The 12223-nt window shown below is 72.5% G+C and carries 13 protein-coding genes; 5 read left to right on the plus strand and 8 right to left on the minus strand.

What is annotated here, in order from left to right:
* Positions 1-10: 10 nt before the first annotated feature.
* On the minus strand, positions 11-913 hold the full coding sequence (locus tag OG594_RS25925; RefSeq protein ID WP_266603707.1) for a DUF3152 domain-containing protein: 903 nt from the start codon (positions 911-913) through the stop codon (positions 11-13).
* Between the two features lie 267 nt (positions 914-1180).
* Here OG594_RS25925 and OG594_RS25930 point away from each other — a divergent pair, with 267 nt between their 5' ends.
* Both OG594_RS25930 and OG594_RS25935 read left to right on the plus strand, forming a co-directional pair.
* On the plus strand, positions 1181-1873 hold the full coding sequence (locus OG594_RS25930) for a demethylmenaquinone methyltransferase (RefSeq protein ID WP_266603709.1): 693 nt from the start codon (positions 1181-1183) through the stop codon (positions 1871-1873).
* A 5-nt stretch (positions 1874-1878) separates the two neighbouring features.
* Positions 1879-2808 (plus strand): glutaminase, encoded by a 930-nt coding sequence (locus OG594_RS25935; protein ID WP_266603711.1) that lies wholly within the window; start codon positions 1879-1881, stop codon positions 2806-2808.
* Positions 2809-2866: 58 nt separating this feature from the next.
* Here the strand turns inward: OG594_RS25935 and OG594_RS25940 are convergent, their stop codons facing one another.
* A complete protein-coding gene (locus OG594_RS25940; protein ID WP_266603713.1) occupies positions 2867-3394 on the minus strand; it encodes a GNAT family N-acetyltransferase in 528 nt (175 codons plus the stop codon).
* 97 nt (positions 3395-3491) lie between these two features.
* On the opposite strand from OG594_RS25940, the gene OG594_RS25945 reads away from it, so the two are divergent.
* Positions 3492-4775, plus strand: coding sequence for a geranylgeranyl reductase family protein (locus OG594_RS25945; protein ID WP_266603715.1), 1284 nt, complete (start codon positions 3492-3494; stop codon positions 4773-4775).
* A 9-nt stretch (positions 4776-4784) separates the two neighbouring features.
* On the opposite strand, the gene OG594_RS25950 is transcribed toward OG594_RS25945, so the two are convergent.
* From OG594_RS25950 to OG594_RS25970, 5 genes are all read right to left on the minus strand, one after another.
* Positions 4785-5084, minus strand: a complete 300-nt coding sequence (locus OG594_RS25950; protein WP_266603717.1) for a hypothetical protein — start codon at positions 5082-5084, stop codon at positions 4785-4787.
* 59 nt (positions 5085-5143) lie between these two features.
* The gene (locus OG594_RS25955) at positions 5144-6364 is read right to left on the minus strand and encodes an ABC transporter permease (protein ID WP_266603719.1); all 1221 of its coding nucleotides are present in this window, start codon (positions 6362-6364) and stop codon (positions 5144-5146) included.
* Complete coding sequence (locus OG594_RS25960) at positions 6361-7020, minus strand: ABC transporter ATP-binding protein (RefSeq protein WP_266603721.1); 660 nt, start codon at positions 7018-7020, stop codon at positions 6361-6363. Before OG594_RS25960 ends, OG594_RS25955 begins: the two co-directional genes overlap by 4 nt.
* 107 nt (positions 7021-7127) lie before the next feature.
* Complete coding sequence (locus tag OG594_RS25965; protein WP_266603723.1) at positions 7128-8801, minus strand: peptidoglycan-binding domain-containing protein; 1674 nt, start codon at positions 8799-8801, stop codon at positions 7128-7130.
* A complete protein-coding gene (locus OG594_RS25970; protein WP_266603725.1) occupies positions 8798-9103 on the minus strand; it encodes a hypothetical protein in 306 nt (101 codons plus the stop codon). Before OG594_RS25970 ends, OG594_RS25965 begins: the two co-directional genes overlap by 4 nt.
* A gap of 403 nt (positions 9104-9506) precedes the next feature.
* Between OG594_RS25970 and OG594_RS25975 the strand changes: the two genes are divergently transcribed.
* Positions 9507-9917, plus strand: a complete 411-nt coding sequence (locus tag OG594_RS25975) for a hypothetical protein (protein WP_266603727.1) — start codon at positions 9507-9509, stop codon at positions 9915-9917.
* Between the two features lie 44 nt (positions 9918-9961).
* Positions 9962-10924, plus strand: a complete 963-nt coding sequence (locus OG594_RS25980; protein WP_266603729.1) for a hypothetical protein — start codon at positions 9962-9964, stop codon at positions 10922-10924.
* Between the two features lie 161 nt (positions 10925-11085).
* Here the strand turns inward: OG594_RS25980 and OG594_RS25985 are convergent, their stop codons facing one another.
* Positions 11086-11934: a C40 family peptidase gene (locus OG594_RS25985; protein ID WP_266603731.1), complete on the minus strand. Its 849-nt coding sequence runs from the start codon at positions 11932-11934 to the stop codon at positions 11086-11088.
* Between the last annotated feature and the right edge of the window lie 289 nt (positions 11935-12223).

Consider the following 12223-nt stretch of genomic DNA (forward strand, 5'->3'; position numbering starts at 1 on the left):
GCCCCTCGTCCTATGAGACGGACGGACCGGACAGGTAGGTTCCCTTCGCGTCGTACGGCCAGGCGTTGGACTTGCAGCCGAGGAGCCCCTTGATCTGCTGCATCATCGCGGGGGCGGGCTTTCCGGGGCCCGGGCAGCTCTCGTGACCGCGGCCGAGGTCGTGTCCGACCTCGTGGTTGATGATCAGTGCCCGGTACTCCTCGGGCGTGCCGTCGAACTGCGGCGAACCCTCCTGCCAGCGCTTGAGGTTGACCACGACGGTGTGCCCCGTGCTGCAGTTGGTCTCGCCGATGAGCTCGGGCGTCTTCACGTCGCACAGGAGGTCCGTGGTTTTGGGCGTGGCGATCTTGATGGTGAAATCGACCGGCTGACCCGCCGCGACGAGCTGGAAGCCGTACTTCGGGTCCTGGGTCCAGCCGCGCCGGTCCCCGAGGATCGCCTCGACCGAGCGGGCGGCCGACTCCGGGTCGATCCCGCTGCCCTCCTCGACCTCCATCCGCCAGCGGCGCGCGGGCCCCTTGCCCTGCGCCTTGCCCGCGGTGGTGGAGGCCTTGAAGGCGCCCGGCTGGGTGGGGGTCGCGGAGCCGGTCGACGGCGTGGGCGAGGCCGGGGGAGACGCCGCGGGTGAGGCGGGCGGCTCGGGGGAGGGGGACTTCTGGCCGCCCTGGGGGAGCGCGTTCGCGGAACCGTCGTCGGATTCCCCGGCCGTCGGGTCCGGCTTGGCCGCGGTCCGGCCCGCGGCGGCCTTCGCGTCGTCGTCCTGGGGCAGCAGGGTGTACGCGGTGGCCGAGACCACGGCCAGTGCCGCCGAGCCGAGGACGATCGTGCGCCGCAGCCGCTTGCGCCGCTCGGCCCGGCGCTGGGCGCGCGGGCTGGTGCGGCTGGAGCGACCGGTGGAATGGCCTGGCGGCATCGTGAAGCTTCCTGTTCGCGGCGGCCACTACCGGATCGGCCACGATTCGGTCACCGATCCGGTGGGTGACCCTCACCGGGCCGCACCGTGTCAGTCAACGTGTCCGCCGGGGCGCGGCGTAACTGTCCTTCGGAACAGTTTCCGACACCCGTCCGGTGGGAAGGGGGGCCGGGGGTGGCGGAGCCCGCGCGGCCCGCGGGGGGCGGGGCCTGAGAGGATGGGGCGCGTACCCGCCGATCCGCATCGCACACCGAGGGGCGAACGCCAGTGACAAGGGCTTCCCTGGACAAGCAGCCGCACGAAGTCGCCTCCATGTTCGACGGCATCGCGGCGAAATACGACCTCACCAACGACGTCATCTCGCTGGGCCAGGCCCGGCTGTGGCGCAAGGAGGTCGCCAAGGCGGTCGGTGCGCGCCCCGGGCACGTGGTCCTCGACCTGGCCGCCGGAACCGCCACCTCCTCGCTGCCCTTCGCCGCCACCGGCGCGTACGTCGTCCCCTGCGACTTCTCCCTGGGCATGCTCATGGAGGGCAAGAAGAGGCACTCCTGGCTGCCGCTGACCGCCGGTGACGCGACGAAGCTGCCGTTCAAGGACGACGCCTTCGACACCGTCACGATCTCCTTCGGGCTGCGCAACGTCCAGGACACCGACGCCGCCCTGCGCGAGCTGTACCGGGTGACGAAGCCCGGTGGGCAGGTCGTCATCTGCGAGTTCTCGCAGCCCACCTGGGCGCCGTTCCGCACGGTCTACACGGAGTACCTGATGCGGGCGCTGCCGCCGGTGGCCCGCACGGTGGTGTCCGACCCCGACCCGTACGTGTACCTCGCCGAGTCCATCCGCGCATGGCCCGACCAGCCGGCGCTGGCCACCCTGCTGCAGAAGGCCGGCTGGTCCAAGGTCGCCTGGCGCAACCTCAGCGGCGGCATCGTCGCGCTGCACCGGGGCATCAAGGACTGACCGCCGTGCCAGACGTCGCGCCCGCGGACTACGGGCCCCTGCTGGAGCGGATCGCCGCCGACATCGCCCCGCTGATCGGCAGCGGCACTCCGGCCGAGTACATCCCGGCGCTCGCCGCCGTGGACCGGCGGCAGTTCGGGATGGCCATCGCCGACCTCGACGGCAACGTCTGCGGGGTGGGCGACTGGCGGGTCCCCTTCTCCGCCCAGTCCATCACCAAGGTCTTCGCGCTCGCCCTGGCCCTGGCGGAGGGCGGCGACAGCCTGTGGGAGCGGGTCGGCCGGGAGCCCTCCGGCAACCCGTTCAACTCGCTCGTCCAGCTGGAGTACGAAAACGGCATCCCGCGCAATCCGTTCATCAACGCGGGCGCCCTCGTGGTCACCGACCGGCTCCAGACCCTGACGGGCGACGCGAGCAGCGAGCTGCTGGAGTTCTTGCGGCAGGAGAGCCAGAACCCGGACATAGGGTTCGACGCCGACGTCGCGGCCTCCGAGCAGGAGCACGGCGACCGCAACGCGGCCGTCGCCCACTTCATGGCCTCGTACGGGAACATCGACAACCCGGTGCCCGCGCTGCTGGAGCACTACTTCTGGCAGTGCTCCATCGAGATGAGCTGCGCCGACCTGGCCCGCGCCGGGCGCTTCCTGGCCCGGCACGGGCTGCGCGCGGACGGCACGCGGCTGCTGACGCGCAGCGAGGCCAAGCAGATCAACGCGGTGATGCTGACCTGCGGGACGTACGACGCGGCGGGCGAGTTCGCCTACCGCGTCGGGCTGCCCGGCAAGAGCGGGGTGGGCGGCGGCATCGTCGCCGTCGTCCCGGGCCAGTGCACCCTCGCGGTGTGGAGCCCGGGCCTGGACGCCCGGGGCAACTCGGTGGCGGGCGTGGCCGCCCTCGACCGCTTCACGACCCTGACGGGCCTCTCGGTCTTCTGACGCGGGCCCGTGCGGCGCCGCTGCCGGGGGCGGAGCCCCGGGGGCGGGCGGAGCCCGGTCACTCGCGCCGCAGCGCCAGCTCGTAGCGCCGGGCCGGGTTCCCGGCCGGTGTGGTGAACTCCTGGGCCAGGGTCATGCCCAGACGCTCCGCCACCGCCACCGAACGCGCGTTCCGGGCGTCGATCATCGCCACCACGTGCGGGACACCGGCCGCCCGGACCCGTTCCAGCGTGGCCAGCGCAGCGGCGTACGCGTACCCCTGGCCCCACGCGGAGCGATCCAGCCGCCAGCCGATCTCGATCTCGCCGACGGGGCCCCACCCCTTCTCCCGGGGCCACGGCTGGGCGCCGGTGAAGCCGATCACCGCACCCTGCGCGTCCACCAGGGTCCACAGGCAGTAGCCCAGCTGGGCGTCGTGCATGCGCTGGCGCGCGGTGATCTCCTCGTACGCGGACAGTTCCGCGGGACCGCCCAGGAACTCCATGACGTCGGGGTCGGCGAAGGCCGCGTGCCAGGCGTGCGCGTCCTCGTCGGTGGGCACGCGGAGCTGTACGACGGGAAGCGGCCGGGTCGGCGAGGTGGTCATCGGAGGCACCCTTCGGATCGCGATCTTTCTTGCTGCATAGACTGCACATGTCCGGTGCCGCCTGGCACCCTATATCGAGCCTTCGGGAGATTCCGCAGTGACCGAGCTCCTCTCCGAACACTCCGCGGACGTGATCGTCGTCGGGGCCGGGCCCGCCGGCTCGACCACCGCCTACTACCTCGCCAAGGCCGGATTGGACGTCCTGCTGCTGGAGAAGACGGCGTTCCCGCGCGAGAAGGTCTGCGGCGACGGCCTGACCCCGCGCGCCACCAAGCAGCTGGTGGCGATGGGCATCGACATCTCCGAAGAGGCCGGCTGGCTGCGGAACAAGGGTCTGCGGATCATCGGCGGCGGCCAGCGGCTCCAGCTGGACTGGCCGGAACTCGCCTCCTATCCGGACTACGGACTCGTCCGAAAGCGTGACGACTTCGACGAGACCCTGGCCCGCCAGGCGCAGAAGGCCGGCGCCCGACTGTACGAGCGCTGCACCGTCGGCGAGCCGGTGCGCGACGCGCGCACCGGTCACATCACGGGCGTGCACGCGAAGCTGGGCGAGGAGAAGACCCCGGTCACCTTCCATGCCCCGCTGGTCGTCGCGGCCGACGGCAACTCCTCCCGGCTGTCCCTGGCGATGGGCCTGCACCGGCGCGAGGACCGCCCGATGGGCGTGGCCGTGCGGACGTACTTCACCTCGCCGCGGCACGACGACGACTACCTGGAGTCCTGGCTGGAGCTGTGGGACCGGCGCGGCGCGCAGGACCGGCTGCTGCCCGGCTACGGCTGGATCTTCGGCATGGGCGACGGCACCTCCAACGTCGGCCTCGGCATCCTCAACTCCTCCTCCGCCTTCAAGGAGCTGGACTGGCGCGAGGTCCTCAAGGCCTGGTGCGCCTCCATGCCGGAGGACTGGGGCTACACCCCCGAGAACATGACGCGGCCGATCCGCGGCGCGGCCCTGCCGATGGCCTTCAACCGGCAGCCGCACTACACCAAGGGCCTGCTGCTGGTCGGCGACGCGGGCGGGCTCGTCAACCCGTTCAACGGCGAAGGCATCGCGTACGCCATGGAGTCGGGCCAGATCGCGGCCGACGTCATCGTGCAGGCCCAGGCCCGGGCCACTCCGGCCCAGCGCGAACTGGCGCTGCACAACTACCCGAAGGTGCTCAAGGAGACCTACGGCGGCTACTACACCCTGGGCCGCGCCTTCGTGAAGCTGATCGGCAACCCGAAGGTCATGCAGATCGCCGCCCAGCGCGGTCTCACCCACCCGGTCCTGATGCGCTTCACCCTGAAGATGCTCGCCAACCTGACCGACCCGACGGGCGGCGACGCGATGGACCGCATCATCAACGGCCTCTCGAAGGTGGCCCCGAAGGCCTGATCCGACCGGTCAGCCGTCCGTACCGGTGTCCGTACCCGTGCCCGCTTCGGTGGGCGCGGGCACGTCCGCGTCCGGCTCCGGGCGGCCGTGGACGGTACGGACGCACCTGGCCAGCAGGACCAGCCCGCACACCAGCAGCGCCCCCGAGGCGGCCCAGCCGAGGCCCAGCGTGAGCGGGTGGCCGGGCTTGTGCCAGGGGCGGGCGGTGGTCAGCAGCCAGCCGCCCACCGCGAGCAGGCCGAGCCCGAGCGCGGCCGGGACCGCGGTGGGGTCGCCGGCGCCGTGGGACGCGTACGGCTTCGGGTTCACGGGGCCACCAGCTCCAGGCGCGGGTCGGGGCGGCCCAGACGGTCAGGCGCGCTCTTCCCCTATCTTCGCAGGGCCTCGGCCGGTTCGACACGGGCCGCCCGCCAGGCGGGATAGAGCCCGGCCAGCAGCCCGGTGACCAGACCGGCGAGCGGGGCCGCGGCGACGGTGGCCGGATGGATCACCGGGGTCCAGTCCCGGACGAGGGCGACGGCGACCACGGTCAGCTCGCCCAGCGAGGTCCCGACCAGCCCGCCGAGGGCCCCCAGGGCCGCCGACTCGGTGAGGAACTGGGCCGAGACGTGCCGCCCCCGGGCGCCGAGCGCCCGGCGCAGCCCGATCTCGCCGGTCCGCTCCAGTACGGCGACCAGGGTGGTGTTGGCGATCCCGACCGCGCCGATGACCAGGCAGATCCCGGCGAGCAGCAGGAAGAGCGCGCTCAGGTCGGCGGTGACGCCGGAGCGCAGCATCCGCGGATCGGGCGGCGGGACGGCCTTGAGGTACTCGGGGTGGTCGGGCCGCAGCGCGAGCGGGGCGAGGCCGGCGACCTGGCGGGCGGCGCCGAGTTCGGTGGAGATCAGCATGGTTGCGCCGCCGGGCGCGGGCGGCCCCCAGAGCTGCTCGGCGGTGGTGCGCGGGACGAGGACCGACATCAGGTGCTCGGGCCGGCGCCGGAGGTCCGCGACGATGCCCGCCACGGTGAAGGGCTCCTGGCCGATGTAGAGGGCGGGCCGGGTGGCCAGGGTGGTGATGCCCAGGCGGGCGGCGAGTCCGCTGCCGATGACGACGACGCGCTCGTGGCCGCGCTCGGCGAAGTCGTCGTAGAGCCGGCCCTGCTGGAGGGTCGGTACGAGGGCGGCAACGGCGCCGGGGGAGGCCGCGACGACGGCCGCGCCGGTGGTCGGGTCGCCGGCGCCGGACGGCAGGGGGCCGACCGCGGTGTGCGAGTCGAGCCGCACCGTCCACAGCACTCCGGCGTGCTCGATGCCCGCGACGGCGCGCAGCCGCTGCTCGGCGTCGACGGGGAAGGCGGTCCCGGCGAACTCGTCCTGCTGGGCGGCGACGTCCTCGATGCTGACCTCGGTGGCGGTCAGGACGTTGAACCTGGAGTCGATCTGCGAGGAGATGGTGGCCGTGAGGCCGAGCACGGCCACGAAGCTGCCCACGCCAAGGACGGTGCCGAGGGCAGTGAGCACGGCCCGGCCGGGGCGGCGCAGCATCCCGGCGACGGCCTCGGCGAGGGCGTCGCGCACGGACAGCCGGGTGGGTGCGACGGCGCTCAAGGATCCAGCCGCCCGTCGCGGATGGTGACGGTCCGGGCGCCGCGCCGGGCCACCTCGGGGTCGTGCGTGATGACGAGGACGGTCATCCCGGCTCCGTGCAGTTCGTCCAGCAGCCCGAGGACGGACGCGGCGTTCACGGAGTCGAGATTGCCGGTCGGTTCGTCGCACAGCAGCAGCGAGGGACGCCCGACCAGGGCGCGGGCGATCGCCACCCGCTGGCGTTCGCCGCCCGACAGCCGGCCGGGCACGGCGCCGGCCCGGTGCCCGAGACCGACCTGGTCGAGGGCCTCGCGGGCCCGTACGAGGCGCCCGGCGCGCGGGATTCCGGTGTAGAGCATGGCCAGGGTGACGTTCTCCAGGGCGGACCGGTGGGGGAGGAGGTGGAAGGACTGGAAGACGAAGCCGATCCGGCGCCCGCGCAGGGCGGTGCGCTCCCGGTCGGGGAGCGCGGCGGTATCGATCCCGTCGAGCAGGTACCGGCCGCTGGTGGGGGAATCGAGCAGTCCGGCGATGTTGAGGAAGGTGGACTTTCCGGAGCCGGAGGGGCCGACGACGGTGATGAAGTCGCCGCGCCGGACGATCAGGTCGCAGGGGTGCAGGGCCTCGACGGGCGGCGGCCCGGGGTAGGTGAGGCCGACCCCGCGGAGTTCGATCACGGGGCTCTCGTCGTCGTCGCTCGCGCTGCCCGGGCCGCCCGCGCCGCCGGAGGACGGCCGGGGCCGGAGGGACTGACGGGGCTCCCGAGACAGACGGGACAGGAGCCTCATTTGGTCTTCCCCCGGGTCTCGCGGGGTGCGACCCCGATCACCACTTTGGTTCCGGCGGCGAGGGCGCCGGCCCGGGCCGGGGTGACGGCCACGAAGCCGTCGCCGCTGGTGCCGGTCCGCACCTCGATGCGCCGCTGGGTGCCGTCGGCGGACACGGCGGTGACGACCGTACGCCCGTCCGCGCCCGCCGAGACGGCGGTGACCGGGACGACGAGCGCCTCTCCGTCGGTGGCGGCGGACTCGATGGTCAGCCGGACGTCCTGCCCGGCGAAGCCGGCGGGCAGCGGCTGGTCGGCGCGGACCACCATCCGGTAGCCGAGGTCGGCGCCACCGCCGCCGCCCGTGGCACCGCTCCCGCCGCCCTTGGGGTTCTGCCCGGGGTCCTGCTGCGGCTGCGGCTGCGGTCCGGCGGGCTGCGCGGCGGACCGCTCGGTGGCGACGACCGCCACCGTGCCGCGGACATCGGTGCCGGAGAGCTCGGAGGAGATCACCACGGTCATCCCGGCACGCAGCAACTGGCGCTTGTCGTCCTTGAGGTAGGCCTCGACGACGAGCTCCCCGCCGGAGAGCGTGAGCACCGGCCCGGACACGGGGGAGCCCGCGCGGGCGCCGACGGAGCTGACGCGGGCCGGGAAGGAGCCCAGGAACACGGTCTCGGCGGCGGGCAGCATCGGCCCGTCGGCGGCCTCGGCGGCCACGAGCGCGGCCCGGGCCTCGCCGAGCGCCTGCCGGGCCCGAGCGAGCTCCCGGCCGGAGCCGGGGCCCGAGCCCGGGCCGGAGCCCGAGCCACCGGAGCCGGGGCCGGAGCCCGGGCCGGAGCCCGGGCCGGAGCCGGAGCCGGAGTCCGAGCCGGAGTCCGAGCCACCGAAGCCAGGGCCGGAGCCACCGGGGCCCGGGCTCGCTGTTGCGCCGGGGCTCGGGGCGGCCCCGCCCTTGGTCGATCCGCCCTCCGCGGGCGCGCTTATGGAGCCGGTGGGGCTGCTCGCGTCCTCCACGGCCCACGTCGCGGACCGCACGGCCTCCCGAGCCGACTTGAGGGCCGCGCCCCCGTCGGCGACCGCGGGCAGCGGCTCGTACCCGATGGCCCGGTAGCGGGCGGCGAGCGCAGCCTTCGTACCGGCCCCGAAGACGCCCTTCGCGTCGCCGCCGGTACCGTGCCCGAGCTCGCGCAGCGCCTGCTGCAGCTGCGCGACGTCGTCGCCGCTGGCCCCGGGCCTCAGGTCGCGGTACATCGGCTGCCCGCCGTGCAGGGTGAACACCGGCCGCCCGGACACCTCGGCGATCAGCTGCCCCGCCGCGACCGGGTCCCCGGCCTTCAGCGGCAGTTTGGTCACCAGGGCCGCGCCCGTCCCCTCACCGGAGCGCACCCCCTGCGGGGACACGGCGACGCTCTGGTCGGCGACCACCGTCCCGCGCATGACCACGGTCTGCGCGAGCACCCGCCGCTCGACGTCCGCGGTCAGCGCCCCCTGTGCGGGCGGGCCGGTCTCCGCGGCCACCTGGGCGGGGGACTTCACCAGCGTGGTCGCCAGCAGTCCGCCGACCGCCATCAGCGCGGCCCCGCCGACGAGCGCGAGCACCACGCGCCGCCCGCGCGCGAGTCCGCCGCGGTCGTCCGCGGGGGCCGCCGGGGCCTCGGTGTGCTGCACGACCTGCTCCGGTTCGCTCATCCGTCCGGCCGGCACTTCTTCAACGCGTCGAGGTGGTCGCGCTTGAGCGAGCTCCACTGTTCGGGAGTGCCCTTGCGGTCGTCGATCTGGGCGGTGACCGGGTCCGGGTCCGGGTACCAGGTGATGCCCTCGGCCCGCAGGCACGCGGACTCCTTCTGCGCGGCGGCGATCCGGGCGGGTTCGGCCGGCTGGGGCTTCGGCGGGGGCGGCAGCATCGGCGCGCAGGTCTGGTGCGCCTCATCGTTCCAGGGCTTCGACTTGTCCTCGCGCGGAGCGCCATAGTCCGTATACACGATCGCCACGCCCTGCTTCTTCAGGCAGTCGTAGTACGCGATTTCCTCCGTGGTCGGGGGCGGACTGTCGCTCGCTACGGGCTTTTCGTCGCCGCCACCGCATCCCGTCAGTGAAATGCACAGAAGAAGTAGAGGGGTCAAATATCTCGCGTGCACGACAGGCTTCCCTTACGGCGGTAGGAGTGGATTATGCGCATCCGTTTGACGGGTGGGGGAGTGCGCGCGCCAGATAGTAGAGACCCGTGGCCGCTTGCGACAAGTTACCTATCAGACAACAGAAGTGACGATCCATCAGCCGAGAAAGACCTTGAACCGGCAGGGGGTTCGCTGTTGAATCCCCGCCGGGCGGAAATGCGTCACCCCGGTCCGCCCCGAACAGCCCGACTTTCACCCGAAGAGTGAGGTAAGCGTGATGGACAACGCAATGCGGAAGCTGGCGGCCGGCTGCGTCGCCGCCGTTTCGGTCGGCGCCATTCTGCTGGGAACCGCGGGTCCGGCGGGTGCCTGGGGGCGTGACGGAAATCTGGAGAACCAGGAGTTCGGACTTTTCTACTGGCAGAACCAGTCCGGTTGTGTCTTCGACCTGGCGACGAATGACCTGAACTTCAGCGACGACAAGTACCAGGGCTCCTGCTCGGCCAGCGGGAACTGGATCAACGACACCACCGAGTCCTACCGGAACCGGGACGTCTACGCCTGGAAGGTCGGCACCGACAAGGACCTGGGCGGCAACGTAGGAGAGATCCCGTCGAACTACGCGGGCAACGCATCGGCCAACTTCAAGAACAAGATCAGCTCGGCCAAGTACACCCTCCACCCGTAGTCCGCAATCCGTAATCCGGAATCCAGCAGAAGGAGTTCCACGCGATGAACACTTCCCGGCGCCGCCGGCCCGCCGCCCCGGCCGCCGTCCTACTGGCGGCCGCCCTCCTGGCCGGCTGCGCCGGGACCGGCGGCTCCGGGGGCGGTGAACCGGAACTCGGTCCCGTCGAGGTGAACCCGGCGACGTCCGCGCTGTCCCTCCCGATGGACGCGTACACGGACACCGAGGCCGAACGGATTCGGATGGGCCAGGTCCAGCAGGCCCTGGTCTCCCGGTGCATGGCCCGGTACGGGTTCGCCTACGAGGGCGTGCGATCGGCCGAAGCCCCCGGCGCCGGGCCCGAGGACCGGCACGCGTACCTCTTCGGACTGGCCGATCCGGCGTACGCGGCGGCCCACGGGTACGACAGGTCCGCGGGGGAGGGGAGCCCGGCGAAGCCCGCTCCGCCGCAGTTGAGCGACAGCGCGTACGTGGTGATGAACGGCGAGCGGCCCGGGGCTCAGAGCGGCACGGCTCCCGACGCGAACACCGAGGAGGAGGCCGCGCTGATGGACAGCGGCCTGACGGCGGCCGGGCAGAAGGTGCCGGCCGGCGGGTGCGGGCGCGAGGCGTTCCGCAAGCTCTACGCCCCGACCAAGAACAGCGTGGACCTGCTGTTCACGTTCGGGCTCGCCTCGGAGGCGCACGACCGCTCCCGGCAGGACTCCCGGGTCGTCGACGCCCTCAAGAAGTGGTCGTCATGCATGGACAAGTCGGGATACGCCAGGATCGAATCGCCGTACGACGTCGTGGAGAAGCTCGGCCTGCAAGACGACAAGGGCGGCCCGAAGGCCGTGACGGCGGCCAAGGCCGATGTCGCGTGCAAGCGCGAGGTGAACCTCGTCGGCATCTGGGGCGCGGTCGAGAAGGCGTACCAGGAGCGGCTTGTGGAGGAGCACGCCGAGACGCTCGCGCTCTACAAGGAGCAGCGGGAGGCCCGCTTCAAGCTGGCGGCCTCACTGGTTTGAGGAGGTGTCCCGGGGTTCGGGCTCCCGGCCCCCGGAGGACGCCTGGCGCCCCGGGAAACACGAAGAACGGCCCCGGGGCCGGTACTCCACCCCCGAGCGGGGGAGTACCGGCCGTAGGGCACGTCTCTCGGCCGTGTCTGGTGCCTCGGTCTGAGCGGTGCTCAGAGGACGCGGACGGCGCCCGTCGGCTTGTCGTAGCTGAGGTTGCGCTCGACGATGCCGGTGCTGGGGTTCTGCGCGCCGACGAACTTGCCGCCGCCGACGTAGATGGCGACGTGGTAAGCGCTGCCCTTGGAGCCCCAGTACAGGATGTCGCCCGGCTGCAGGGCGTTCAGCGACACCGAGGTGCCGGCCGAGGACTGCGCCTGGGACATGCGCGGCAGGCTGATGCCGGCCTGGCGGTAGGCGGCCTGGACGAGACCGGAGCAGTCGAACGAGGACGGGCCGGTGCCGCCCATCACGTACGCCTTGCCGACCTGCGCGCGGGCGAAGTTGACGATGGCCGCGGCGGAGCCGGTGGCCGGGGCGGAGACGGTGCCCGTGCCCTGCGGCGCGGCAGTGCTCTTCAGCGTCGTGCGCTCGGAGGAGCTGCGGCTGGAGCGCTCGGCCTCGGCCTTGCGGGCGGCCTCTTCCTTCGCCGTCTTCTCGGCCTTCTCGACCTTTTCGGCGTCGGCCTTCTTCTGGGCCTCTTCCTTGGCCTGCTTCGCCTCGGCGGCGGCGCCGGTACGGGCGCTCTCCTCCTGGGCGGTCAGTTCGCCCTCGACGGCCGCGAGACGGGTGTTCTCGGCGGCCACGGTGACGGCGGAGGAGACGTCGCCGGCCAGGTCCAGGTTGAGGACCGGCATTTCGAGCGTCGTCTCGGCCACGGGCTCGGCGGACGGGGACGCGCTCGCGGTGCCGGCCATGGCCAGGGTGCTGAGGACGCCACCGGCAACTCCGGCGCGGACCGCGAGCTTCGAGGCGCTACGACGGGGCTTCCGGTGGCTGGGTATGTGAGCGGTGTGGGACATGAGGACAACCGCTATCAGGGTGCCCGGGTTCCCTTCAAGAAACGTGGGTTGCGCCACAGTTGCGCGAGAACGGCGCGAACCGGGCCCGTCCGACTTCTTATTGACGCCGTAACGGGCGAATCGGACAGGCCCTCACAGGGCTGTGATCATGGGGTTTCGGAATTAAGTCCTAATTGATCCTTGACTTACCATCACTCCGCACAGATGGCCAAGCCCTCTTTCGGAGGGCTCGATTCAGAGTGGCGCAGGTCACAGCAACGTCACGCCATGCGGACGCTGTGCCCCTCTC

This window comes from Streptomyces sp. NBC_01214 (assembly GCF_026340975.1).
Lineage (GTDB): Bacteria > Actinomycetota > Actinomycetes > Streptomycetales > Streptomycetaceae > Streptomyces.